General features: G+C 63.2%; 24 protein-coding genes and 5 tRNA genes. 22 read left to right on the forward strand and 7 right to left on the reverse strand.

The window, feature by feature from the left end:
* Positions 1-185: 185 nt before the first annotated feature.
* From FS665_RS18125 to FS665_RS18135, 3 genes are read left to right on the forward strand one after another with little or no spacing between them, the layout of a single operon-like run.
* Positions 186-845 carry a paraquat-inducible protein A gene (locus tag FS665_RS18125; protein WP_145191454.1) on the forward strand — a complete coding sequence of 220 codons (660 nt, stop codon included), beginning with the start codon at positions 186-188 and terminating at the stop codon, positions 843-845.
* Positions 832-1,455 (forward strand): paraquat-inducible protein A, encoded by a 624-nt coding sequence (locus FS665_RS18130; protein ID WP_145191457.1) that lies wholly within the window; start codon positions 832-834, stop codon positions 1,453-1,455. The genes FS665_RS18125 and FS665_RS18130 overlap by 14 nt, the downstream gene beginning before the upstream one ends.
* Positions 1,448-3,748: a PqiB family protein gene (locus FS665_RS18135; protein WP_145191460.1), complete on the forward strand. Its 2,301-nt coding sequence runs from the start codon at positions 1,448-1,450 to the stop codon at positions 3,746-3,748. Before FS665_RS18130 ends, FS665_RS18135 begins: the two co-directional genes overlap by 8 nt.
* Positions 3,749-3,863: 115 nt before the next feature.
* Here FS665_RS18135 and rpsT read toward each other — a convergent pair whose 3' ends face one another.
* A complete protein-coding gene (rpsT, locus tag FS665_RS18140) occupies positions 3,864-4,142 on the reverse strand; it encodes a 30S ribosomal protein S20 (protein WP_003247625.1) in 279 nt (92 codons plus the stop codon).
* Between the two features lie 250 nt (positions 4,143-4,392).
* Here rpsT and murJ point away from each other — a divergent pair, with 250 nt between their 5' ends.
* The 6 genes from murJ to ispH all read left to right on the forward strand — a co-directional run bounded on the left by murJ (position 4,393) and on the right by ispH (position 11,728).
* Positions 4,393-5,931, forward strand: a complete 1,539-nt coding sequence (gene murJ / locus FS665_RS18145) for a murein biosynthesis integral membrane protein MurJ (RefSeq protein ID WP_145191463.1) — start codon at positions 4,393-4,395, stop codon at positions 5,929-5,931.
* A gap of 118 nt (positions 5,932-6,049) precedes the next feature.
* Entirely contained in the window at positions 6,050-7,000 is a 951-nt protein-coding gene (ribF, locus tag FS665_RS18150; RefSeq protein WP_145191466.1) for a bifunctional riboflavin kinase/FAD synthetase, read from the forward strand.
* Complete coding sequence (ileS, locus tag FS665_RS18155) at positions 6,997-9,828, forward strand: isoleucine--tRNA ligase (RefSeq protein ID WP_145191469.1); 2,832 nt, start codon at positions 6,997-6,999, stop codon at positions 9,826-9,828. Before ribF ends, ileS begins: the two co-directional genes overlap by 4 nt.
* Complete coding sequence (gene lspA / locus FS665_RS18160) at positions 9,821-10,336, forward strand: signal peptidase II (protein ID WP_145191472.1); 516 nt, start codon at positions 9,821-9,823, stop codon at positions 10,334-10,336. The genes ileS and lspA overlap by 8 nt, the downstream gene beginning before the upstream one ends.
* Positions 10,329-10,766 carry an FKBP-type peptidyl-prolyl cis-trans isomerase gene (gene fkpB, locus FS665_RS18165; protein ID WP_145191475.1) on the forward strand — a complete coding sequence of 146 codons (438 nt, stop codon included), beginning with the start codon at positions 10,329-10,331 and terminating at the stop codon, positions 10,764-10,766. Before lspA ends, fkpB begins: the two co-directional genes overlap by 8 nt.
* 14 nt (positions 10,767-10,780) lie before the next feature.
* Positions 10,781-11,728 (forward strand): 4-hydroxy-3-methylbut-2-enyl diphosphate reductase, encoded by a 948-nt coding sequence (gene ispH / locus FS665_RS18170; protein ID WP_145191478.1) that lies wholly within the window; start codon positions 10,781-10,783, stop codon positions 11,726-11,728.
* Here the strand turns inward: ispH and FS665_RS18175 are convergent, their stop codons facing one another.
* On the reverse strand, positions 11,729-12,205 hold the full coding sequence (locus FS665_RS18175) for a GspH/FimT family protein (protein ID WP_145191481.1): 477 nt from the start codon (positions 12,203-12,205) through the stop codon (positions 11,729-11,731).
* A gap of 109 nt (positions 12,206-12,314) precedes the next feature.
* Here FS665_RS18175 and FS665_RS18180 point away from each other — a divergent pair, with 109 nt between their 5' ends.
* Genes FS665_RS18180 through thiO form a run of 5 tightly spaced genes read left to right on the forward strand, consistent with a single transcriptional unit; the run spans position 12,315 to position 15,161 of the window.
* Positions 12,315-12,497, forward strand: a complete 183-nt coding sequence (locus FS665_RS18180) for a prepilin-type N-terminal cleavage/methylation domain-containing protein (RefSeq protein WP_145191484.1) — start codon at positions 12,315-12,317, stop codon at positions 12,495-12,497.
* The gene (locus tag FS665_RS18185; RefSeq protein ID WP_145191487.1) at positions 12,494-13,147 is read left to right on the forward strand and encodes a PilW family protein; all 654 of its coding nucleotides are present in this window, start codon (positions 12,494-12,496) and stop codon (positions 13,145-13,147) included. The genes FS665_RS18180 and FS665_RS18185 overlap by 4 nt, the downstream gene beginning before the upstream one ends.
* Entirely contained in the window at positions 13,144-13,617 is a 474-nt protein-coding gene (locus FS665_RS18190) for a hypothetical protein (RefSeq protein WP_145191490.1), read from the forward strand. Before FS665_RS18185 ends, FS665_RS18190 begins: the two co-directional genes overlap by 4 nt.
* Before the next feature lies 1 nt (position 13,618).
* Complete coding sequence (locus tag FS665_RS18195; RefSeq protein ID WP_145191493.1) at positions 13,619-14,008, forward strand: type IV pilin protein; 390 nt, start codon at positions 13,619-13,621, stop codon at positions 14,006-14,008.
* A 55-nt stretch (positions 14,009-14,063) separates the two neighbouring features.
* Complete coding sequence (gene thiO, locus FS665_RS18200) at positions 14,064-15,161, forward strand: glycine oxidase ThiO (RefSeq protein WP_145191496.1); 1,098 nt, start codon at positions 14,064-14,066, stop codon at positions 15,159-15,161.
* Between the two features lie 56 nt (positions 15,162-15,217).
* Here thiO and FS665_RS18205 read toward each other — a convergent pair whose 3' ends face one another.
* Complete coding sequence (locus FS665_RS18205; RefSeq protein ID WP_145191498.1) at positions 15,218-15,448, reverse strand: PP0621 family protein; 231 nt, start codon at positions 15,446-15,448, stop codon at positions 15,218-15,220.
* Between the two features lie 92 nt (positions 15,449-15,540).
* Complete coding sequence (locus FS665_RS18210) at positions 15,541-16,560, reverse strand: outer membrane protein assembly factor BamD (protein ID WP_145191501.1); 1,020 nt, start codon at positions 16,558-16,560, stop codon at positions 15,541-15,543.
* Between the two features lie 147 nt (positions 16,561-16,707).
* Between FS665_RS18210 and rluD the strand changes: the two genes are divergently transcribed.
* The 8 genes from rluD (at position 16,708) to FS665_RS18250 (ending at position 21,923) form a co-directional block, all read left to right on the forward strand.
* A complete protein-coding gene (rluD, locus tag FS665_RS18215) occupies positions 16,708-17,670 on the forward strand; it encodes a 23S rRNA pseudouridine(1911/1915/1917) synthase RluD (protein ID WP_145191504.1) in 963 nt (320 codons plus the stop codon).
* Positions 17,667-18,407 carry a peptidoglycan editing factor PgeF gene (pgeF, locus tag FS665_RS18220; protein WP_145191507.1) on the forward strand — a complete coding sequence of 247 codons (741 nt, stop codon included), beginning with the start codon at positions 17,667-17,669 and terminating at the stop codon, positions 18,405-18,407. The genes rluD and pgeF overlap by 4 nt, the downstream gene beginning before the upstream one ends.
* Before the next feature lie 140 nt (positions 18,408-18,547).
* Complete coding sequence (gene clpB / locus FS665_RS18225) at positions 18,548-21,112, forward strand: ATP-dependent chaperone ClpB (RefSeq protein WP_145191510.1); 2,565 nt, start codon at positions 18,548-18,550, stop codon at positions 21,110-21,112.
* Positions 21,113-21,478: 366 nt separating this feature from the next.
* A tRNA-Asn gene (locus FS665_RS18230) sits at positions 21,479-21,554 on the forward strand.
* Positions 21,555-21,558: 4 nt separating this feature from the next.
* Positions 21,559-21,635: transfer RNA gene (locus FS665_RS18235), tRNA-Pro, on the forward strand.
* 6 nt (positions 21,636-21,641) lie between these two features.
* Positions 21,642-21,717 (forward strand) — tRNA-Lys (locus FS665_RS18240).
* Between the two features lie 48 nt (positions 21,718-21,765).
* A tRNA-Pro gene (locus tag FS665_RS18245) sits at positions 21,766-21,842 on the forward strand.
* A gap of 5 nt (positions 21,843-21,847) precedes the next feature.
* A tRNA-Lys gene (locus FS665_RS18250) sits at positions 21,848-21,923 on the forward strand.
* 98 nt (positions 21,924-22,021) lie between these two features.
* On the opposite strand, the gene FS665_RS18255 is transcribed toward FS665_RS18250, so the two are convergent.
* The 3 genes from FS665_RS18255 to FS665_RS18265 form a co-directional block, all read right to left on the reverse strand.
* Complete coding sequence (locus FS665_RS18255; protein WP_145191513.1) at positions 22,022-23,317, reverse strand: NAD(P)/FAD-dependent oxidoreductase; 1,296 nt, start codon at positions 23,315-23,317, stop codon at positions 22,022-22,024.
* A gap of 84 nt (positions 23,318-23,401) precedes the next feature.
* Positions 23,402-23,575: a DUF3094 family protein gene (locus FS665_RS18260; RefSeq protein WP_033744188.1), complete on the reverse strand. Its 174-nt coding sequence runs from the start codon at positions 23,573-23,575 to the stop codon at positions 23,402-23,404.
* A gap of 132 nt (positions 23,576-23,707) precedes the next feature.
* A complete protein-coding gene (locus FS665_RS18265; RefSeq protein WP_145191516.1) occupies positions 23,708-24,337 on the reverse strand; it encodes a DUF1780 domain-containing protein in 630 nt (209 codons plus the stop codon).
* Positions 24,338-24,379 lie beyond the last annotated feature (42 nt).

Below are 24,379 nucleotides of genomic sequence, written 5' to 3' on the forward strand. Positions count from 1 at the left end.
GCCGATGGTAGTGTGGGGTTTCCCCATGTGAGAGTAGGTCATCGTCAAGATTCATTTCGCAAAACCCCTATCTGCGCGAGCAGGTAGGGGTTTTGTCTTTCTGGCATCATGGCAGTCGTTGGTCGTCTCCCACATTCGGGCGGGGACCACTAGAATAGACCGACGGACCTATCCAGAACTCTCAGATGCCAGAGCCCCTCGAAATCAAACCTTTAGAGCAGCTGCCCTTGGATGAGCTGGTCGCCTGTCACGAGTGCGACCTGCTGATGCGCAAGCCGATCCTGCAGCACGGCGAGAAAGCCCTGTGCAGCCGTTGCGGCTATGAGCTGTACGCGCACCGGTACAACGTGGTCAATCGCAGCCTGGCCCTGGTGTTGACCGCCTTGCTGCTGTTCATTCCAGCGAACTTCATGCCGATCATGCGCCTGCACCTGCTTGGCCAGACCTCGGACGATACCGTCTGGAGTGGCGTGCTAGGCCTGTACAACTCCGAGATGCGCGGAGTCGCGATAGTGGTATTTCTCTGCAGCATGGCCATACCGCTGACCAAACTGCTCTGCCAACTGGCGGTGTTGCTGAGCATCCGCCTGAACGTGGGACGCAGCCGAGGGCTGTTGTTCTACCGTATTTATCATCACCTCAAAGACTGGGGCATGCTCGAGGTCTACTTCATGGGCGTGCTGGTCGCCATCGTCAAGCTGGTGGACCTCGCCGAGCTGACGGTAGGCCTGGGCTTGTTCTGCTTCATCAGTCTGTTACTGGTGCAGGTATGGCTAGAAGTGGTGATGTCACCGCACCAGATCTGGAGCGCTTTGTCAGGAGAAGATCTTCATGCGGGCGATTGATGCAGGCATCCTGGTCTGCAATGAGTGCCATGAGCTGAACCGCCAGGACGAGCAGGGCGCTACGCAGAACTGCTCGCGCTGCGGCGCCATCCTGCACGCACGGCGACCCAACAGCATCGTGCGCACCTGGGCGCTGCTGATCGCCGCGTCGATTCTGTACATCCCGGCCAACCTGTTGCCGATCATGACCGTAAGCACGTTCGGCCAGGGCAGCCCCGACACCATCATGTCCGGCGTCATCACCCTGCTCAAGCACGGCATGGTGCCAATTGCCGCCGTGGTGTTCACTGCCAGCATCCTGGTGCCCACCTTCAAGTTGATCGGCATCGGCCTGCTGCTGTATTCGGTGCAGCGCCGCCAGCCACTGTCGGCACGTCAACGCATACTGATGTACCGCTTCATCGAATTCATCGGGCGCTGGTCGATGCTGGATATATTCGTTATTGCCATTCTGGTGGCAGTGGTGAATTTCGGCCGTATCGCCAGTGTCGAAGCCAATCTGGGCGCTGTAGCCTTCGCAACTGTGGTGATCCTCACGATGCTTGCCGCTTTAACCTTCGATCCCCGACTGATCTGGGACAACACGGAGTCGGATGACGACCATGAGTGACATGCCTACGGCCAAAACCCGTCCAGCTTCGAATTGGTCGGCCATCTGGATCTTGCCACTGATCGCGTTGATGATTGGCGGCTGGCTGGCCTGGCAGGCCTACAGCACTGCCGGCGTCGAAATCGAGGTGCGCTTCGCCAGCGGTGAAGGCATCGTCGCCAACAAGACCGAAGTGATCTACAAAGGCATGCCGGTGGGTAAGGTCAAAGACCTGGTGCTCGATGCCAAAGGCGAAAACCAAGGGGTCATCGCCACCATCGAAATGAACAAGGCTGCAGAGTTGCACCTGAACAAGGGCACGCGGTTCTGGCTGGTAAAGCCGAGCGTCAGCCTGGCCGGGATTTCAGGCCTGGAAACCCTGGTATCGGGTAACTACATCGCGGTCAGCCCAGGCGACGGCGAGCCGACCAAGCGCTTCACCGCCCTGAAAGAAGCCCCGCCGCTGTCAGACAGCGAACCAGGCCTGCACCTGACACTCAAGGCCGATCGGCTGGGCTCGCTCAACCGCGACAGCCCGGTGTTCTACAAGCAGATCAAAGTGGGCCGGGTAAAAAGCTATCGCCTCTCGGACGACCATGGCACCGTCGAGGTCAAGGTGTTCATCGAGCCGGCCTACGCCAACCTGGTGCGCAAACACACGCGTTTCTGGAACGCCAGCGGCATCAGCATCGACGCCTCCCTGTCCGGGGTGAAGGTGCGTAGCGAATCGCTTTCCAGCATCGTCGCCGGGGGTATCGCCTTCGCCACCCCTGAGCACCGCCAGGACAGCCCGCCTACCGATCCCAGCTTGCCGTTTCGCTTGTATGAAGACTTCGACGCGGCCCAGGCCGGTATTCGCGTCAAGGTGAAGCTCAGCGACTATGACGGGCTGCAGGCGGGCCGTACGCCGGTCATGTACAAAGGCATTCAGGTCGGCTCGTTGAAGACCCTGAAGATGGAAGAAAACCTGTCCAGCGCGACCGCCGAGTTGACCCTCGACCCGCTGACCGAAGACTACCTGGTGGAAGGTGCGCAATTCTGGGTGGTAAAGCCGTCCATCTCCCTGGCGGGCATCACCGGTCTCGAAGCGCTGGTCAAGGGTAACTACATCGCCATCCGCCCCGGCGAGAAGGGCGCCAAGCCGCAGCGCGAATTCGAAGCGCGGCCCAAGGCGCCACCGCTGGACTTGAAGGCCCCTGGGCTGCACATGGTGCTGTTCGCCGATACCCTTGGCTCGCTGGAGGTCGGCAGCCCAGTGATGTACCGCCAGGTCAAAGTCGGCAGTGTGCAGAGCTACCAGTTCGCGCCTAACAGCAGCCGCATTCTGATCGGCGTGCATATCGAGAAAGAATACGAAAACCTGGTCAATGGCTCCTCGCGCTTCTGGAACGTCAGCGGTATCACCCTGACCGGCGGCCTGTCGGGCATCAAGATCAAGAGCGAGTCGTTGCAGACCCTCATGGCTGGCGGGATCGCCTTCGACACGCCCCAGCCGAACGTGGCGCTCAAGCGACGCATTCCTCGCTTCCGCCTGTTTGAAAGCGAGGAGGCGGTCAACCGTACAGGCACGCTGATCACCCTGCGCGTCGAGCGTGCCGACGGACTCAAGGCCGGCACGCCGATCCGTTTCCGTGGCCTGGACGTGGGCAGCGTTGAAAGTGTCGACCTGACCAAGGACCTGCAAGCGGTGCTGCTGCGCGCGCGGATCACCGAGTCGGCCGAGCGCATCGCCCGCGCCGGTTCGCAGTTCTGGGTAGTCAAGCCGGCCCTGGGCCTGGTGCGTACCGAAAACCTCGATACCTTGATTGGCGGGCAGTACATCGAAGTGCAGCCGGCCATCAAGGACCGCGGCCCGCAGCGCGACTTCATTGCGCTGGCAGAGGCGCCCGAGGTCAAAGGCGCAGAGATCGGTCTGCCGTTGACCTTGAGTGCGCCGCGGCGTGGGTCGCTCAAGCCGGGTGTGCCGGTCACCTACCGTGAGGTGCAGGTGGGCAAGGTGACCGGCTTCGAACTGGGCCAGAGCGCGGATCGAGTACTGATCCACATCCTCATCGAACCGCGCTATGCCGCACTGGTGCGCAGCGGCAGCCGATTCTGGAACAGCAGCGGCTTCGGCTTCGACTGGGGCCTGTTCAAGGGGGCCAAGGTGCGTACCGAGTCAGTGGAAACGCTGATCGACGGCGGCGTGGCCTTCGCCACCCCAGAAGGCGAGCAGATGGGTAACCCGGCACGGCCGCAGCAGACCTTCCCGCTGTTCGAGGAAGCAGACGAAGCCTGGTTGCAGTGGGCGCCGAAGATCCAGCTTGGCAAGTGATGCAAGCCCGGGCCGCTTGCGTGCGGCCCGGATACCAGCAGCGCCCGGCCCTCAAGCGGAATTACAGGCATAAAAAAACCGACCCTGAGGTCGGTTTTTTCGACAAGAACGTCGCTTAGGCAGCTGCAGCTTCTTTCAGCGCCTTGATGTGGCCATTCAGACGGCCTTTGTGGCGAGCAGCTTTGTTCTTGTGGATGATGCCTTTGTCGGCCATACGGTCGATTACAGGCACAGCCAGAACGTAAGCGGCTTGCGCTTTTTCGGCGTCTTTTGCGTCAATGGCTTTAACTACATTCTTGATGTAGGTGCGGACCATGGAACGCAGGCTGGCGTTGTGGCTGCGACGCTTCTCAGCCTGTTTTGCACGTTTCTTGGCGGAAGGTGTGTTGGCCACCGTCGAGCTCCTCGAAAGACTTTAGGTAAATAGCAAACAAAATAGGCCGCGAATCATGCCGATGCGTAGACCGGATGTCAAGGCCACCTGCAGGGTTCCGCCGAGTGGTGCAGCAACAGGCGGGAAATATTCCTTTCTGCCGTGCGATCTGTAAACTCGGGAATTTTTGGCTCCCCTGCGAAGGCGCGGGAGTATCGCACATTCGAACGCTGTCTGGCAGCGTCCTCTGTCCTTGGCGTGAATCTTTTCGATGAATCTGCTCAAATCCCTCGCTGCAGTCAGCTCCATCACCATGATTTCACGGGTGTTGGGCTTCGTGCGCGACACCATCCTGGCCCGTATCTTCGGTGCCGGCGTTGCCACAGACGCCTTCTTCATTGCCTTCAAGCTGCCCAACCTGCTGCGCCGGATCTTCGCCGAGGGGGCGTTCTCCCAGGCTTTCGTACCGATCCTGGCCGAATACAAGACCCAGCAGGGCGAGGAGGCCACACGCACCTTCATCGCCTACGTCAGCGGCTTGCTGACCCTGGTGCTGGCCGTGGTCACGGCCCTGGGCATACTGGCCGCCCCCTGGGTGGTATGGGCCACTGCGCCGGGCTTCGTCGACAGCGCCGAGAAATACGTCCTGACCACCGACCTGCTGCGCGTGACGTTTCCTTATATATTGCTGATCTCGCTGTCGTCGCTGGCCGGTGCGATCCTCAACACCTGGAACCGCTTTTCAGTGCCGGCATTCACCCCGACCTTGCTCAACGTGGCAATGATCCTGTTCGCCGTGCTGCTCACGCCTTATTTCAACCCGCCGATCATGGCGCTGGCCTGGGGCGTGCTGGCAGGTGGCCTGGCGCAGTTGCTCTATCAGCTGCCGGCCCTGAAGAAAATCGGCATGCTCGTGCTGCCACGCCTCAACCTGCGCGATGCCGGGGTCTGGCGCGTGCTCAAGCAGATGCTGCCGGCCATTCTCGGCGTCTCGGTGAGCCAGATCTCGCTGATCATCAACACCATCTTCGCCTCGTTCCTGGTCGCCGGCTCGGTGTCCTGGATGTACTACGCCGACCGCCTGATGGAGCTGCCGTCCGGCGTGCTCGGCGTGGCCCTGGGAACCATCTTGCTGCCGACCCTGGCCAAGACCTATGCCAACAAGGACCGTGATGAGTACTCCCGCATCATGGACTGGGGCCTGCGCCTGTGTTTCCTGTTGGTGCTGCCGTGTACCCTGGCCTTGGCGGTACTGGCCGAGCCATTGACCGTAGCGCTGTTCCAGTATGGCAAGTTCAGCGCCACCGATGCGGCGATGACCCAGCGCGCGCTGATCGCCTATTCGGTCGGCTTGCTGGCGATCATTCTGGTCAAGGTGCTGGCACCTGGGTTTTATGCGCAGCAGAATATTCGGACGCCGGTGAAGATCGCGATCTTCACCCTGGTGTGCACGCAGCTGTTCAACCTGGCGCTGATCGGCCCGTTGCAGCACGCCGGCCTGGCCCTGGCCATCAGCCTGGGCGCCTGCCTGAATGCGGGGCTGCTGTTCTGGAAACTGCGCAGCCAGCAGTTGTTCCAACCGCAGCCAGGCTGGGCGATGTTCCTTGGCAAGCTGGTGCTGTCGGTGGCGCTGATGACCACCGTGCTGCTGTTGGGCATGCACTACCTGCCGGCCTGGGCCGAAGGCAACATGCTCGAGCGTCTGCTGCGCCTGGCGGCGTTGATCGCAGCCGGCGTGGTGACCTACTTCGGCGCGTTATACCTGTGCGGCATCCGTCCTCGGCATTTCATGCGCAAGGCCCTGCATTGAGCTGCACTGCACGTCAGGCGTCGGTTTTTCACATTCCACGCCACCCCTCGGCGCTGCTGCCTGTCACCGACGCCCGGGTGTGGTTATAATCGGCCACTTTATGAGCAAGAAGCGCGTTATGCAGCTGGTTCGAGGTCTTCACAACCTGCGCCCCGAGCACCGGGGCTGTGTCGCCACCATTGGCAACTTCGACGGGGTTCACCGTGGCCACCAGGCGATCCTGGCGCGCCTGCGCGAGCGCGGCCAGGCCTTGGGCCTGCCGACCTGCGTGGTGATCTTCGAGCCGCAACCGCGCGAGTATTTCGCCCCTGACACCGCCCCGGCGCGCCTGGCGCGTCTGCGCGACAAGGTCGAGCTGCTGGCCGGCGAGGGGATCGACCGGGTCCTGTGCCTGGCATTCAACCAGCGCCTGAGCCAGCTCAGCGCCGATGAATTCGTCAAGGCGATCCTGGTCGACGGCCTGGACGTGCGCCACCTCGAAGTGGGCGACGACTTCCGCTTCGGCTGTGATCGGGCCGGCGACTTTGCCTTCCTGGTGGCCGCCGGCAAGCAGTACGGTTTCAGCGTCGAAGCCGCCAACACGGTGATCCAGGATGGCCTGCGGGTCAGCAGCACCGAGGTGCGCAAGGCCCTGGCCGAAGGCAACTTCGAGCTGGCCGAACACTTGCTCGGCCGCCCGTACCGCATCACCGGCCGAGTCCTGCACGGGCAGAAGCTGGCCCGCCAGCTCGGCACGCCGACGGCCAACATCCAGCTCAAGCGCCGCCGCGTGCCGTTGTCCGGGGTCTACCTGGCCAGCATCGAGATCGACGGCAAGGCCTGGCCGGGTGTCGGCAATATCGGGGTGCGCCCCACGGTGGCCGGCGACGGCCGCCCACACCTTGAGATTCATCTACTGGATTATGCCGGCGATCTGTATGGCCGGCGCCTGACGGTGGAATTCCACCACAAGCTGCGCGAAGAGCAGCGATTCGCCTCCCTGGAGGCGCTGAAGTCGGCGATCGATGCGGATATCGCCGCCGCACGTGCACATTGGCACGCTCAACCGCTAACCAAGAGCCTGAAATGACCGACTACAAAGCCACGCTAAACCTTCCGGACACCGCCTTCCCCATGAAGGCCGGCCTGCCTCAGCGCGAACCGCAGATTCTGCAGCGCTGGGACAGCATTGGCCTGTACCAGAAGCTGCGCGAGATTGGCAAGGATCGTCCGAAGTTCGTCCTGCACGACGGCCCGCCCTACGCCAACGGCAAGATTCACATCGGTCATGCGCTGAACAAGATCCTCAAGGACATGATCGTCCGTTCCAAGACCCTGTCCGGCTTCGACGCGCCGTACGTACCGGGCTGGGACTGCCATGGCCTGCCGATCGAGCACAAGGTCGAAGTCACCCACGGCAAGCACCTGACCGCCGACCGTACCCGCGAGCTGTGCCGCGAGTACGCTGCCGAGCAGATCGAAGGGCAGAAGACCGAGTTCATTCGCCTGGGTGTGCTGGGCGATTGGGACAACCCGTACAAGACCATGAACTTCGCCAACGAGGCCGGTGAAATCCGTGCCCTGGCCGAAATGGTCAAGCAGGGCTTCGTGTTCAAGGGCCTCAAGCCGGTGAACTGGTGCTTCGACTGCGGCTCGGCCCTGGCTGAAGCTGAAGTCGAATACGCCGACAAGAAGTCGCAGACCATCGACGTGGCCTTCCCGGTCGCCGACGAGGCCAAGCTGGCTGCGGCGTTCGGCTTGCCGGCACTGACCAAGCCCGCTGCCATCGTGATCTGGACCACCACCCCGTGGACCATCCCGGCCAACCAGGCGTTGAACATCCACCCGGAATTCACCTATGCCCTGGTCGACACCGGCGAGCGCCTGCTGGTGCTGGCGCAGGAGCTGGTCGAGTCGTGCCTCAAGCGCTACAACCTCGAAGGCTCGGTCGTGGCCACCACCCAAGGCGCGGCGCTGGAGTTGGTCAATTTCCGTCACCCGTTCTACGATCGCCTGTCGCCGGTGTACCTGGCCGACTACGTCGAATTGGGCGCCGGTACCGGCGTGGTTCACTCCGCACCTGCCTACGGTGAAGATGACTTCGTCACCTGCAAGCGCTACGGCATGGTCAACGACGACATCCTCACCCCGGTGCAGAGCAACGGCGTGTATGTCGAGTCGCTGCCGTTCTTTGGTGGCCAGTTCATCTGGAAGGCCAACCCGGCGATCGTCGAGAAGCTTGGCGAAGTCGGTGCGCTGATGCACAGCGAAACCATCAGCCACAGCTACATGCACTGCTGGCGCCACAAGACCCCGCTGATCTACCGCGCCACCGCGCAGTGGTTCGTCGGCATGGACAAGCAGCCAAGCACGGGCGAGCCGCTGCGCGAGCGCGCACTCAAAGCCATCGAAGACACCAAGTTCGTCCCGGCCTGGGGCCAGGCGCGCCTGCACTCGATGATCGCCAACCGCCCGGACTGGTGCATCTCGCGTCAGCGTAACTGGGGCGTGCCGATCCCGTTCTTCCTGCACAAGCAGACCGGCGAACTGCACCCGCGTACCGTCGAATTGATGGAAGCGGTGGCCCAGCGTGTCGAGCAGGAGGGCATCGAGGCCTGGTTCAAGCTCGACGCTGCCGAACTGCTGGGCGATGAAGCCGGCCAGTATGACAAGATCGCCGACACCCTGGACGTGTGGTTCGATTCCGGCACCACTCACTGGCACGTACTGCGCGGCTCCCACGACATCGGTCACGCCACCGGCCCGCGCGCCGATCTTTACCTGGAAGGCTCCGACCAGCACCGCGGCTGGTTCCATTCGTCGCTGCTGACCGGCTGCGCCATCGATGGCCATGCGCCGTACCGCGAGCTGCTGACCCACGGCTTCACCGTGGACGAGAACGGCCGCAAGATGTCCAAGTCGCTGGGCAATACCATCGAGCCCGAGAAGGTCAACAACACCCTGGGCGCCGACATCCTGCGCCTGTGGGTCGCGGCCACCGACTATTCCGGCGAGATGGCGGTTTCCGAGCAGATCCTGCAGCGCAGCGCCGACGCCTACCGGCGTATCCGCAACACCGCACGCTTCCTGCTTTCCAACCTGTCCGGCTTCGACCCGGCGCGTGACCTGCTCCAGCCCGAAGAGATGATTGCCCTCGACCGTTGGGCGGTAGACCGCACCCTGTTGCTGCAGCGCGAGCTGGAAGAGCACTACGGCGAGTACCGCTTCTGGAACGTCTACTCCAAGGTGCACAACTTCTGCGTGCAGGAGCTGGGCGGCTTCTACCTTGACATCATCAAGGACCGCCAGTACACCACCGGCGCCAACAGTGTCGCCCGTCGTTCCTGCCAGACCGCGCTGTACCACATCAGCGAGGCCCTGGTGCGCTGGATCGCGCCGATCCTGGCCTTCACCGCCGACGAGATCTGGCAGTACCTGCCGGGCGAGCGCAACGAGTCGGTGATGCTCAACGGCTGGTATGCAGGCTTGAGCGAGCTGCCGGAAGGCACCGAGCTCGACCGCGCTTACTGGGATCGCGTGATGGCGGTCAAGGCTGCAGTCAACAAAGAGCTGGAAAACCAGCGGACCGCCAAAGTCATTGGCGGCAACCTGCAAGCTGAGGTTACCCTGTTCGCCGAAGAGGGCCTGAGCGCCGACCTGGCCAAGCTTGGCGACGAGCTGCGCTTCGTGCTGATCACTTCGGCTGCCAGCGTCGTGCCGCTGGCCCAGGCCCCGGCCGAGGCCGTGGCCACCGAAGTCGAAGGGCTGAAACTGCAGGTGGTCAAGTCCGGTCACGCCAAGTGCGGCCGTTGCTGGCACTTCCGTGCCGACGTCGGCAGCCACCCAGAGCACCCGGAAATCTGCAGCCGCTGCGTCGACAACTTGAGCGGTAATGGCGAGGTACGCCACTATGCCTAACCCTGCAGCAGGGCGCTTCGGGCGCCTGCCATGGCTGTGGCTGAGCTTGCTGGTCCTGGTCCTCGACCAGGCCACCAAGCTGTATTTCAACAACGCCCTGAGCATGTACCAGCAGATCGTGGTGATTCCCGACTACTTCAGCTGGACCCTGGCCTACAACACCGGCGCCGCGTTCAGCTTCCTCGCCGACAGCTCCGGCTGGCAGCGCTGGCTGTTCGCCCTGATCGCCGTGGTGGTCAGTGCCGTGCTGGTAGTCTGGCTCAAGCGCCTGGGGCGTAACGAGACCTGGCTTGCGGTAGCGCTGGCGCTGGTCCTGGGCGGCGCCATCGGCAACCTGTACGACCGTATCGTGCTGGGCCACGTGGTCGACTTCATCCTGGTGCACTGGCAGAACCGTCACTACTTCCCGGCCTTCAACCTGGCCGACAGCGCTATCACCGTTGGCGCGGTGATGCTGGCGCTGGACATGTTCAAGAGCAAGAAGTCCGAGGAACCGGTCCATGACTGACACCCGTATCGGCCAGAACACCGAAGTCACGCTGCACTTCGCGCTGCACCTGGAAAACGGCGACACTGTCGACAGCACCTTCGACAAAGCCCCGGCGACCTTCAAGGTCGGCGACGGCAACCTGCTGCCGGGCTTCGAAAGCGCCTTGTTCGGCTTCAAGGCCGGTGACAAGCGCACCGTGGTGGTGGCCCCAGAGAACGCCTTCGGTCAGCCCAACCCGCAGAACGTGCAAGTGATGCCACGCTCCCAGTTCGAAGGCATGGAGCTGTCCGACGGGCTGCTGATCATCTTCAACGATGCGGCCAACACCGAGCTGCCGGGTGTGGTCAAGGCATTCGATGAGCACCAGGTGACCATCGATTTCAATCACCCACTGGCTGGCAAGACCCTGACCTTCGAGGTGGATATCCTCGAGGTCAAGGCCTTGTAGGCCCGGAGCCGAGCATGCAAATCAAACTCGCCAACCCGCGCGGCTTCTGCGCGGGCGTGGACCGGGCGATCGAAATCGTCAACCGGGCGCTGGAAGTCTTCGGCCCGCCCATCTACGTGCGTCACGAAGTGGTGCACAACAAGTTCGTGGTCGAAGACCTGCGCAACCGCGGCGCCATCTTCGTCGAGGAACTGGATCAGGTGCCGGACGATGTCATCGTCATCTTCAGTGCCCATGGCGTTTCCCAGGCCGTGCGCCAGGAAGCGGCCGGGCGTGGCCTGAAGGTGTTCGATGCAACCTGTCCGCTGGTGACCAAGGTGCACATCGAAGTGGCCAAGTACAGCCGCGACGGCCGAGAGTGCATTCTCATCGGCCACGAAGGCCACCCGGAAGTCGAAGGCACCATGGGCCAGTACGACGCCAGCAACGGTGGCGCCATCTACCTCGTCGAAGACGAAGAAGATGTCGCCAAGCTCCAGGTCAACGACCCGGACCACCTGGCCTTCGTCACCCAGACCACCTTGTCGATGGATGACACCAGCCGGGTCATCGACGCCCTGCGCGCACGCTTCCCGAACATTGGTGGCCCGCGCAAGGACGATATCTGCTACGCCACGCAAAACCGCCAGGACGCGGTCAAGCAACTGGCCGATGAATGCGATGTGCTGCTGGTAGTGGGGAGCCCGAACAGCTCCAACTCCAACCGCCTGCGGGAGCTGGCCGAGCGCATGGGCACACCGGCCTACCTGATCGACGGGGCCGAAGACTTGCAGCGTGGCTGGTTCGAGCAGGCCGCTCAAGTGGGTATCACCGCTGGCGCCTCGGCCCCCGAGGTGTTGGTGCGCGGTGTGATCGACCAGCTCAAGGCGTGGGGCGCTACCAGCGCCGAAGAGCTCGACGGGCGGCCGGAGAACATCACCTTCTCCATGCCTAAAGAACTGCGGGTTCGCTCGCTGATCTGATCACAGGCCTGCGCAGGTGGACCCCTCCGGTTCACCGCTGCGCAGGCTGATCCGTCCGGTGGGCGCCAGCACCACCTGATAGGGGCTGTTGCACACGGTCAGTGTGCCGCCGCCGAAACTGCTGCCGCGCCCCAGCGGTACGCCCAATGCACTGAACCTCATCTGCGTACCCGCCGAGTTGGCGATTTTCAACGGCCGGGTCAGGCTGTGCTCGCGCAGCACCTGCTGGTTGCGCTCCAGCACCACCTGCCAGCCCTTGCCCCAATCATTGTGCAGTGGCTGCACACGCACCGGCTGGCTTTGCAGCATGGCGTGACTGCGCGCACTGCGCAGGGCCTGCGCCAGGTCACGGGCGGCGGCCGCTCGGTGTAGGTCATCACTTAACTTGGCGTAGGCCGGCATGCCGAGCTGTGTCAGCAATGCCGCTACCGCCAAAGCCGACATGGTTTGAATCAGTGTTACGCCTTTTTGCTTCACCGTGCATTCCTCCGTGGAAGTGCTTGGCTCTAGCTTCGTGGACGTTGGACAGGCGTGCCAGTCGCCCAAGTTCAAGGTAATCGCAGGAAAACTCCCAGGAGGTGCAGGGATGCGCAACATACAACGTGGCATGACGCTGCTGGAGGTGCTGCTGGCGGTCGCCGTGGTGGCCTCGGGAACAGTCGCTGCGGCGGCGTTGCAGGCCAAGGCGCTACAGGCGAGCGAAGCGGCGCGCCGCGATGGCCAGGCGCTGATGGTGCAATACAGCGAACACGAGCGGGGCCGCCCATGAGGCGTCAACAGCGCGGTTTCGGCTTGCTCGACATGTTGCTGGCGCTGAGCCTTGGGTTGTTGCTGCTGACCGGCGCTGGCCAGTTGCTGGTTGCGGCTCATCAGAGCTGGCGCCTGCACGGCGCGGCCCTGCAGCTGCAAAGCGACGCCCGCCTGGTGCTGCTGCGCATGGCCCAGGATATCCGCATGGCCGGCATGTTCGGCTGCTTGCGCCTGCAGCCGCAGGACTTCCAGGACCCCTCGGCGCGCCGCCTGTTCGAGCGACCGCTAGACATAGGTCCGTCCAGCTTGAGCCTGGTGACCGCGGAACTGCCAGGCCATTACGGAGCACCGGACTGGACCCTGCTGACCGATTGCAAGGACTTCGCGCAGGTAGGGAAGGGCAGGCCGGCTGATCCTGGCAGGCATTGGGCGATTGCCATCAGCCGGCACCGCTATGCCTTGCAGGGCAGCGCCTTGATGTTCAGCCGGCGTACCAGCGATACCGCGCAAGTGCTGATCGACAATGTCCGTGAACTGCGCATCGAGCGTGTACAGCAGCCTGAGGGCGATCGCCTGGACTTGTCCCTGACACTGTACGACCCGGCCCTTGCGCTCGAACAGCGGCACGCTCTGAGCGTCGCCTTGCGCAACCCAGTGGCCGCGCTGTGAAGCGTCAGGGCGGCATGGTGCTGCTGCTGGCGCTGATCTTCACCCTGCTTCTCGGTTTGCTGGCCGCCTCGGCTTTGCGCGAAGCACAGCTGAGCACCCGGCTGACAACCGTCTTGAAAGAAGGCCTGCAGGCCTTCGAGCAAGCCGAGGCCACGTTGTTGGACGGCCTGGCAAGCTTGCAGCGTGCCGCTCCTGGGCCATGCAACGGCTGCCCACCCCCGGCCGATCCACATGCGCTGCAGGGCCCGTGGCAGCGTGCAGAGCAGGGTTATTTCCTGTTGCAGAACCTCGGCACGACCACCCGCGCTGCGCACATGGCCTGGGGCGAGCCGGTCGTCTTGTACCGGATCACTGCGGTCAGCCAACAAACCACCGCGCGCCAGGTGGTGGAGGCGGTGTACGCCGTGCCGAGCGCTCAAGCGCCGGCGCCCCAGCGTATCGCCTGGCGCCAGAGACTGAAGGAAGACTGACATGCAGCAAGGGATGACGCTGATCGAGTTGTTGATTGTCGTGGCGGTGACCGGCATTCTGGCAGCCATTGCCTACCCCAGTTACAGCGACCAGCTCAGGCGAGCCGCACGCAGCGAAGTGGTCGGCGTGCTGCATGACGCTGCCCTGCGTCTGGAGCTGCACCGCGCGCGCACCGGCCAATACGCCGAGGGCGACCCGTCGTTGCCGAGCGCAAGCCGCTACTACCGCCTGCATGTCGAGCGCCAGGCAGACGCCTTCACGCTGATCGCGCGGCGGCTGCCCACTGGCCTGATGGCCGATGACCGCTGCGGCGACTTTCAGCTCGACCAGGCCGGCGCACAGCGCAACCCGGGCGCCACAGGCAGCGCCGAGCGGTGTTGGGGAAGCTGAAGATTGAATGATGCCTTGGGCATCGCCGAGTTTACTTCAGGTGTTGGATCGATAGATGAGCAAGCAAGTAGTGGTGGTCGGCGGCGGCGTGATCGGCCTGCTGACCGCGTTCAACCTGGCGGCGAGGGTCGACCAGGTGGTGGTGTGCGATCAGGGCGAGGTGGGCCGCGAATCGTCCTGGGCCGGCGGCGGTATCGTCTCGCCACTGTACCCCTGGCGCTACAGCCCGGCCGTTACCGCGCTGGCGCACTGGTCGCAGGATTTCTACCCACAGCTGGGCGAGCGCCTGTTCGCCAGCACTGGCATCGACCCCGAGGTGCATACCACCGGGCTGTACTGGCTGGATCTCGACGACGAGGCCGAAGCGCTGGCGTGGGCTGCGCGTGAGGGGCGGCCGTTGAGCGCCGTGGACACCTCGGCCGCCTACGATGCCGTGCCGGTCCTCGGGCCGGGCTTCAAGCGCGCGATTTTCATGGCGGGTGTGGCCAACGTGCGCAATCCACGCCTGGTCAAGGCGCTCAAGGCGGCGTTGCAGGCCCTGCCCAATGTAACCCTGCGCGAGCACTGCCCGATCAGCGGCTTCGTCCAGCAAGCCGGGCGCGTGACGGGCGTGCAGACCGCAGAGGGCGTCTTGGCCGCTGACGAGGTAGTGCTCAGCGCTGGCGCCTGGAGCGGCGATCTGTTGCGCACCTTGGGCCTGGCGCTGCCGGTCGAGCCGGTCAAGGGCCAGATGATTCTATTCAAATGTGCCGAGGACTTTCTGCCGAGCATGGTGCTGGCCAAGGGGCGCTACGCGATCCCGCGCCGCGACGGGCACATCCTGGTGGGCAGTACCCTGGAACACGCTGGCTACGACAAGACACCGACCGAGGACGCGCTGGCCAGCCTGAAGGCTTCGGCCATCGAGCTACTGCCGCAGCTCAAGGATGCCGCCGTGGTCGCGCACTGGGCAGGCTTGCGCCCAGGCTCGCCGGAAGGGGTGCCGTACATCGGCCCGGTGCCTGGGCATGAAGGGCTGTGGTTGAACTGTGGGCATTACCGCAACGGGTTGGTGCTGGCGCCAGCATCGTGCCAGCTGTTCAGCGATCTGTTGACCGGTGCTCGGCCAGTCATCGATCCGGCCCCCTACGCCCCGGCAGGCCGTCTGGGCTGAGGGGCGTTCGCGGCGCGCTGATGCCGCGACAGGACGGGGCAGGGCAGCCGCTTGCCTCAGCCCTGTCGGCCAGGCCCCTGTTGCAGGTGTGCCTGGCTGCAATACCACTCGTTGCCTTGCTGCAGCGCCCGTTCGTCGGGCAGGTGCACGCCGCAATGGGCGCAGCGCACCATCTTCAACGGGGCATCGAGCTTGGGCTCGGCAGGCGACTGTTGCGCGGCTTTGAACTTGCGCCACAGCCAGAACGCGGCGGCGATCAGGGCGATCCAGAAAAGTAGGCGAACCATGGTGTCCAGCTTGTTGGGGATGAAAGCCGACAGTCTAGGGCGCAGCCAATAAAAAAGGGAGGCCTGGGCCTCCCTTTCGCATGGCGCTGCGGTCAGTCGAACAGACCGAAGGTCATGTAGCTGAACCACGAGCGATCTTTTTCGGCTTCTTTCGGGCCTTCGGGCACGATCGGGTCGCCGTTCTCGTCCTTGGGCAGCAGCTCTTGCGGCATCTCGTCGCGCGCATCCTGGAACTGCTTGACCACGTCCTGATTGGCGCGGGTTTCGCCCGGTGGCAGCGGGGTGCTGGTTTCGATCAGGCCCAAGGTAGCCTTGGACAGCCAGCCGCGGCCATCGGATTCGGTCTGTTTGTTCTGGAACTCACCATCGACCAGGCTCGGGTGGTCTGGGTAGTTGAGATTCAGCGCTTCCAGGCTGGTGGCGGCAAGATCGTCCAGGTGCATCTTCTGGTACGACTCGACCATCACTGCCAGGCCATCGCCGACCGATGGGGTTTCCTGGAAGTTCTCGACCACGTAGCGGCCACGGTTGGCAGCGGCGACATAGGCCTGGCGGCTGAGGTAGTAGTCGGCCACGTGGATTTCGTAGGCTGCCAGCAGGTTGCGCAGGTAGATCATGCGCTGCTTGGCGTCCGGGGCGTAGCGGCTGTTCGGGAAGCGGCTGGTCAGCTGGGCGAACTCGTTGTAGGAGTCGCGCGCGGCACCTGGGTCACGCTTGGTCATGTCCAGCGGCAGGAAGCGCGCCAGCAGGCCGCGGTCCTGGTCGAACGAGGTCAGGCCCTTGAGGTAGTAGGCGTAGTCGACGTTCGGGTGCTGCGGGTGCAGGCGAATGAAGCGCTCGGCGGCCGACTTGGCGGCCTCGGGCTCGGCATTCTTGTAGTTGGCGTAGATCAGCTCGAGCTGCGCCTGGTCGGCGTAGCGGCCGAACGGGTAGCGCGACTCCAGGGCCTTGAGCTTGTTCACGGCGCTGGTGTAGCTGGAGTTGTCCAGGTCAGCCTGGGCCTGTTGATACAGCTCGGCCTCACTGAGGTTTTCGTCAATGACTTCCTTGTTAGAGGAACAGGCCGCGGTGAGCCCGAGGATGGCGATCAGCAGCAGGTGTTTCACTTGCATGGCGGCTTGCGTCCCTTTGACGGCCGCTGTCTTGGGCGGTGCCGTCCTGTTATGATGAGCGCCCCGGCCAACCCCGGGACAAAAGAAGCCGTATTTAACCACAAGCTCGCAGCCGAAACCAAAGGCTGTGCGCCCGCCGAATCGAGCATGTCCGAGATCATTCAACTTAGCGCAGAGGTCCCGTCCGAACTGGGCGGTCAACGCCTCGATCAGGTCGCCGCCCAATTGTTCGCCGAGTATTCGCGTTCGCGGCTTACTTCGTGGATCAAAGAAGGCCGCCTGACGGTCGATGGCGCGGTCCTGCGCCCCCGTGACACCGTCCATGGTGGCTCCGTCCTGGCGCTCGACGCCGAGCAGGAAGCCCAGGGCGAGTGGGAGGCCGAGGACATCGAGCTGGACATCGTCTATGAAGATGACCAGATCCTGGTGATCAACAAACCGGCTGGCCTGGTGGTGCACCCGGCTGCCGGGCACGCCAGCGGTACCCTGCTCAATGCCTTGTTGCACCACGTGCCCGACATCATCAACGTGCCGCGTGCCGGGATCGTCCACCGCCTGGACAAAGACACCACCGGTCTGATGGTCGTCGCCAAGACCCTGCAGGCGCAGACCAAGCTGGTCGAGCAACTGCAAAGCCGCAGCGTCAGCCGAATCTACGAGTGCATCGTGGTCGGCGTGGTGACTGCCGGTGGCAAGATCGACGCCCCGATCGGCCGTCACGGCGGCATGCGCCAGCGCATGGCGGTCACCGATGGTGGCAAGCCTGCGGTCAGCCATTACCGGGTGCTCAAGCGCTTCCGCTCGCACACCCACGTGCGGGTCAAACTGGAAACCGGCCGCACCCACCAGATCCGCGTGCACATGGCCCACGTCGGCTTCCCGCTGGTCGGCGACCAGACCTACGGCGGCCGTTTCCGCATCCCGCCGGCAGCCAGCCCGACCATGGTCGATGCGGTGAAGAACTTCCCGCGCCAGGCCCTGCACGCACGCTTCCTGGCGCTGGTACACCCGGCCACCGGTGAACGCATGGAATGGGAATCGCCACTGCCGGATGATTTCGTCTGGTTGCTGTCGCTGCTCAGCCAGGACCGCGAGAGCTTTATCGGATGAGCGGTCTGACCCAGGCGCTGCTGTTCCCCGACTGGCCAGCCCCGGCCTCGGTGCGCGCCTGTGTCACCACGCGCCAGGGTGGCGTCAGCCTGCCGCCCTACGACACCTTCAATCTCGGTGACCACGTCGGCGACGAGCCAGCGGCAGTTGCCGAGAATCGCCGTCGCCTGAGCGCCGAATTCGCCATCCAGCCCGCCTGGCTCAAGCAGGTGCACGGCGTGGTCGTGGCCGATGCCAACCCAGCCGTGGTGGCCGAGGCCGATGCCAGCTGGACCGACCAGCCTGGCATTGCCTGCACGGCGATGACTGCCGATTGCCTGCCCGTGTTGTTCTGCGACCGCGCCGGTACCCGCGTGGCAGCGGCCCATGCCGGTTGGCGCGGGCTGGCCGCTGGCGTGCTGGAGGCCACGCTCGAGCGCCTGGCCCTGGCGCCTGATGAGGTGCTGGTGTGGCTGGGGCCGGCGATCGGCCCGCAAGCGTTCGAGGTCGGGCTGGAAGTGCGCGATGCCTTCACCGCCCTGCACCCCGACGCCGCCCAGGCTTTCGTCCCTGGTGCGCAGCCGGGCAAGCTGATGGCCGATATCTACGCGCTGGCGCGCATTCGCCTGGCGGCGCGTGGCGTTACCGCCGTGTACGGCGGCGGTTTGTGCACGGTCAGCGACCCGCGCTTCTTCTCCTACCGCCGCACCCCGCAGGGTGGGCGCTTCGCTTCACTGGTCTGGCTGGACCCGCATTAATCCATCCAGCTGACTTCGGTCAACCCCGCTACGCTTGAATCTTCCAGAATCACCCTTATCTATAAGGACATCTCAGGCAGGTTTCTTCACGAACAGGCGCTGTCCATCGCTCCGACCTGCCCTTTAAAGGAAGGTACATCATGCGAATAGACCGTTTGACCAGCAAGCTCCAGCTTGCCATTTCCGATGCCCAATCCCTGGCCGTTGGCATGGATCATCCTGCCATCGAGCCGGTGCACCTGTTGCAGGCGCTGCTCGAACAGCAGGGCGGGTCCATCAAGCCACTGCTGATGCAGGTAGGCTTCGACATCAACAGCCTGCGCCAGGCCTTGGTCAAGGAACTCGACCAGCTGCCGAAAATCCAGAACCCCACGGGCGATGTGAACATGTCCCAGGACCTGGCACGTCTGCTCAACCAGGCCGACCGTCTGGCCCAGCAAAAGGGCGACCAGTTCATTTCCAGTGAATTGGTCCTGCTCGCCGCCATGGACGAGAACAGCAAGCTCGGCAAGCTGCTGCTCAGCCAGGGCGTGAGCAAGAAAGCGCTGGAAAACGCCATCAACAACCTGCGCGGCGGCGCAGCGGTCAATGACCCGAATGCCGAGGAGTCGCGTCAGGCCCTGGACAAATACACCGTCGACCTGACCAAGCGCGCCGAAGAAGGCAAGCTTGACCCGGTGATCGGCCGTGACGATGAAATCCGCCGCACCGTGCAGGTGCTGCAGCGCCGCACCAAGAACAACCCGGTGCTGATCGGTGAGCCTGGTGTGGGCAAGACTGCCATCGCCGAAGGCCTGGCCCAGCGCATCATCAACGGTGAAGTGCCTGACGGCCTCAAAGGCAAACGCCTGCTGGCGCTGGACATGGGCGCATTGATCGCCGGTGCCAAGTACCGCGGCGAGTTCGAAGAGCGCCTCAAAGGCCTGCTCAATGAGCTGTCCAAGCAGGAAGGGCAGATCATTCTGTTCATCGACGAACTGCACACCATGGTCGGCGCCGGTAAGGGCGAAGGCGCAATGGATGCCGGTAACATGCTCAAGCCGGCCCTGGCCCGTGGTGAGCTGCACTGCGTTGGCGCCACCACGCTCAACGAGTACCGCCAGTTCATCGAGAAGGACGCCGCGCTCGAGCGCCGCTTCCAGAAAGTGCTGGTGGAGGAGCCGAGCGAGGAAGACACCATCGCCATTCTGCGTGGCCTCAAGGAGCGCTATGAAGTGCACCACAAGGTGGCCATCACCGACGGTGCGATCATCGCTGCGGCCAAGCTTAGCCACCGCTACATCACCGATCGGCAACTGCCTGACAAGGCCATCGACCTGATCGACGAAGCGGCCAGCCGTATTCGCATGGAGATCGACTCCAAGCCAGAAGTGCTCGACCGCCTCGACCGCCGCCTGATCCAGCTGAAAGTGGAATCCCAGGCGCTGAAGAAAGAAGAAGACGAAGCCGCGAAAAAACGCCTGGAAAAACTGACCGAAGAAATCGAGCGCCTCGAGCGTGAGTATTCGGACCTCGAAGAAATCTGGGCCTCCGAGAAAGCCGAGGTACAGGGTTCGGCGCAGATTCAGCAAAAGATCGAGCAGGCCCGCCAGGAACTGGAAGCCGCACGCCGCAAGGGCGACCTCAGCCGCATGGCCGAGCTGCAGTACGGGGTGATCCCAGACCTTGAGCGCAGCCTGCAGATGGTCGACCAGCACGGCAAGACCGACAACCAGCTGCTGCGCAACAAGGTCACCGAGGAAGAAATTGCCGAGGTGGTTTCCAAGTGGACGGGCATCCCCGTGTCCAAGATGCTCGAAGGCGAGCGCGAAAAGCTGCTGAAGATGGAAGCGTTGTTGCACCAGCGCGTGATTGGCCAGGGCGAGGCGGTGACCGCCGTGGCCAACGCCGTGCGCCGCTCGCGTGCCGGGTTGTCCGACCCTAACCGGCCAAGTGGTTCGTTCCTGTTCCTCGGCCCGACTGGCGTGGGCAAGACCGAGCTGTGCAAGGCACTGGCGGAATTCCTCTTCGACACCGAAGAGGCGATGGTCCGTATCGACATGTCCGAGTTCATGGAGAAGCACTCCGTGGCTCGCCTGATCGGTGCGCCGCCAGGCTATGTCGGTTACGAGGAGGGCGGTTATCTGACCGAAGCCGTGCGGCGCAAACCGTACTCGGTGGTGTTGCTCGACGAGGTGGAAAAAGCCCATCCGGATGTGTTCAACGTGCTGCTGCAAGTGCTTGAAGACGGACGCCTGACCGACAGCCATGGCCGTACTGTGGACTTCCGCAACACGGTGATCGTGATGACGTCCAACCTGGGCTCGGCGCAGATCCAGGAACTGGTCGGCGATCGCGAGGCGCAGCGGGCAGCGGTGATGGACGCGGTGGGCGCGCATTTCCGTCCGGAGTTCATCAACCGGATCGACGAAGTGGTGGTGTTCGAGCCGCTGGGCCGCGAGCAGATCGCCGGCATCACCGAAATCCAGCTCGGTCGCCTGCGCAGCCGCCTGCTGGAACGCGAGCTGTCGTTGAGCCTGAGCCCAGAGGCCTTGGACAAGCTGATCGCGGTAGGTTACGACCCGGTGTATGGCGCGCGGCCGCTGAAGCGGGCGATCCAGCGCTGGATCGAAAACCCACTGGCGCAGTTGATCCTGGCGGGCAAGTTCGTGCCCGGCACGGCGATTACCGCCACGGTGGACGGCGACGAGATTGTCTTCGCCTGATCATAGCCACTGAGAAACCCCGCTTCGGCGGGGTTTTTCATGCCTGGAACAGCGCGCGCGCCCAGCAAATTCGGGGCTTGGCGGTTTTTTTTCATAACGTGCTGAAAAATGTGAAATTTTTGCTTGCATCGGAAAACCGGTGCCCCTAATATACGCCGCGTTGTCAGCCACTAAGCGAATCGCCAGCTACATCGGTGACCGCAAAACAACTTACAAATCAGTAAGTTGAATGAAAAAAAGGGGTTGACAAGCAAAACGAAGAATGTAGAATAGCCGACCTCAGCAGCGACAACGTGAAAACGAAGTGGCTAGCGAGATCGAAGCTAACACAGACTTCGAAGCTGTAAAGTTGTACCGAAGTTCAGTTCCGCGATAGCTCAGTCGGTAGAGCAAATGACTGTTAATCATTGGGTCCCTGGTTCGAGTCCAGGTCGCGGAGCCAATCTCGGGGTGTAGCGCAGTCCGGTAGCGCGCCTGCTTTGGGAGCAGGATGTCAGGAGTTCGAATCCCCTCACCCCGACCATTTTCCGGGTCGTTAGCTCAGTTGGTAGAGCAGTTGGCTTTTAACCAATTGGTCGTAGGTTCGAATCCTACACGACCCACCATGTAAAGAGGGCATCTCCGCGAGATGCCCTTTTTCTTTAAGCAGTACTCGGGGTGTAGCGCAGTCCGGTAGCGCGCCTGCTTTGGGAGCAGGATGTCAGGAGTTCGAATCCCCTCACCCCGACCATCTTTGGGTCGTTAGCTCAGTTGGTAGAGCAGTTGGCTTTTAACCAATTGGTCGTAGGTTCGAATCCTACACGACCCACCATGTAAAGAAGGGCATCTCGCAAGAGATGCCCTTTTTCTTTGCTCGGGTTTTAGTCCCGACCGGTTTCGATAGGGGGCGCAGAACGCCCCCGCCAGCCGCTAGTGCAGCTTCAGGCGCGGCTCGGTGCCCCGGCCAATCTTGCTGCCGAGCATCATCAGTGCTGTGCGGAAGAAGCCAAACAGCGCCATCTGGTGCATGCGGTACAGCGACACGTAGAACATCCGCGCCAGCCAGCCTTCGAGCTTCACGCTGCCCATCAGGTTACCCATCAGGTTGCCCACCGCCGAGAAGCGCGACAGCGACACCAGCGAACCATAGTCCTTGTAGGTGTAGGTCGGCAGCGGCTTGTTCTCCAGGCGTGCCTTGATGCTCTGCGCCAGCATCGACGCCTGCTGGTGCGCAGCCTGGGCGCGCGGCGGCACATTGCGGTCGCTGTCCGGCTGCGGGCAAGCGGCGCAGTCACCAAAGGCGAAGATGTCGTCATCACGGGTGGTCTGCAGGGTAGGGCGTACCACCAGCTGATTGATGCGGTTGGTTTCCAGCCCGTCTATGTCCTTGAGGAAGCCCGGCGCGCGAATCCCCGCCGCCCACACCTTGAGGCTGGCCTGGATCACTTCGCCGTCCTTGGTCTTCAGGCCATCCTCGGTCACTTCACTGACCGCTGCGTTGGTCATCACCTTGACGCCGAGTTTCTCCAGGGTCTGGTGCACCGGCACGCTGATGCGCTCAGGCAATGCCGGCAGCACACGCGGGCCGGCCTCGATCAGGGTGATGTGCATGTCCTTGGGCTGGATACGGTCCAGGCCATAGGCCGCCAGCTCGTGGGCGGCGTGGTGCAGTTCGGCCGCAAGCTCGACACCCGTGGCACCGGCACCGACGATCGCCACGCTGATTTTCTCGCTGGCCACGTCACCGGCGTGGGCGCGCAGGTAGTGGTTGAGCAATTGCTGGTGGAAGCGCTCCGCTTGCTTGCGGGTGTCGAGGAACAGGCAGTGCTGCGCTGCGCCCAAGGTCCCGAAGTCGTTGGTGTTCGAGCCCACCGCGATGACCAATGTGTCGTAACCCAGGGTACGCGCAGGCAGCAGCTCGCGGCCGTTCTCGTCGAGGGTGGCGGCCAGTTGAATCTGCTTGCCTTCACGGTCCAGGCCGCTCATGCGCCCGAGCTGGAAGTTGAAGTGGTTCCACTTGGCCTGGGCCACGTAGTTCAGTTCGTCTTCCGAGGAGTTCAGCGAGCCGGCGGCCACCTCGTGCAGCAGGGGCTTCCAGATGTGCGTGAGGTTGGCGTCGACCAGGGTGATCTCGGCCTGCTTGCGCTTGCCCAGGCTTTTACCCAGGCGGGTCGCCAGTTCCAGGCCGCCGGCGCCGCCGCCGACAATCACGATGCGATGAGTCATGGGAATATCTCATAAGGTTTACGGAATTCGTGGCCCCAGGGGCCGGCCGCGCACTGCGCGAGGGGAGGGCGAGCGCAACGCTGCTCATAGCACCAGTCCACTCAGCAGGCGGCTGACAAGGCCCAACCCGATGGTCACGGCCACGACCAGCACCAGGAGCAACCACGGCCTGAATGGCCGGCGCTCGACTTGATGCTGGGGAGCACGTAGATACTCATCGACACGACGCTGATCTTCAGGATTCAGGCGACTGGTCATGGTGGGCCTCGTCAGGTAGACGTTTGAGACTGCACGAACGCCACAGTGTTCATGCAAGGGCTTGCGACAGATGATAATGCTTTCTATCCCTGGCGCCGAGTGTACGCCACTGCAAAGACTCCCGGCACTGGATCAAAGACTGATACCGACGTCGAACACGATGCTGCGCCCCAGGTTGCCGCGCAGAAAATCCGGGGCGTCCGGGTGGGCGAACAACACCCGGGCGAACGTTGGCCCGACCAGCGACAACGAGCGCCAGCCTTGGCGCAGGTACTCGGTCGGCGGCGGAAAGTGCGTGTTGAGGTCCAGCACTTCGCGCTTGAGGCTGGCGAAGGCAATGATGTCCAGCTCGCCCAGGTCCAGCCCGCGCTCGCGGTAGTTGTGCGCCTTCTTGCGCAGGGTTGGCGCCAGGCGCTGCAGCAGCTCGGTGGCGGCAATGCGCCTCGGGCGGGCCTCGCGGCGCACTAATTGCGCCAGGGAAAAGGCGCTGCGCCGACGCTGCAGCTCTTCGCGCCACTCGTCATTCAGGCGCCGACCTTCATCGAGCACGAAAAACACTTCGAACGCCGCATCGCGAAACAGCACATCCGGCGGCTCCTGGCCGGCCGGGGTGAAGTCTTCGCTGCGGTGAGGAATGTTCAGCCCCTGCAACAGGCGCTGACACACCCACCGCTCTCGCTCCCACTTGCGGGCGTTGGAGAGAAAGGCATTGGCTTGTTCGGCCTGGATCGTGAGCAGGCGCAGGTAGTCTGAGTCATCCATGCAGACAAGCTTAGTCGGCAATTGTGAATCTAAGGCCGCGTT

This window comes from Pseudomonas sp. URMO17WK12:I11 (assembly GCF_007677725.1).
In the GTDB taxonomy this organism is placed as follows: Bacteria; Pseudomonadota; Gammaproteobacteria; order Pseudomonadales; family Pseudomonadaceae; genus Aquipseudomonas.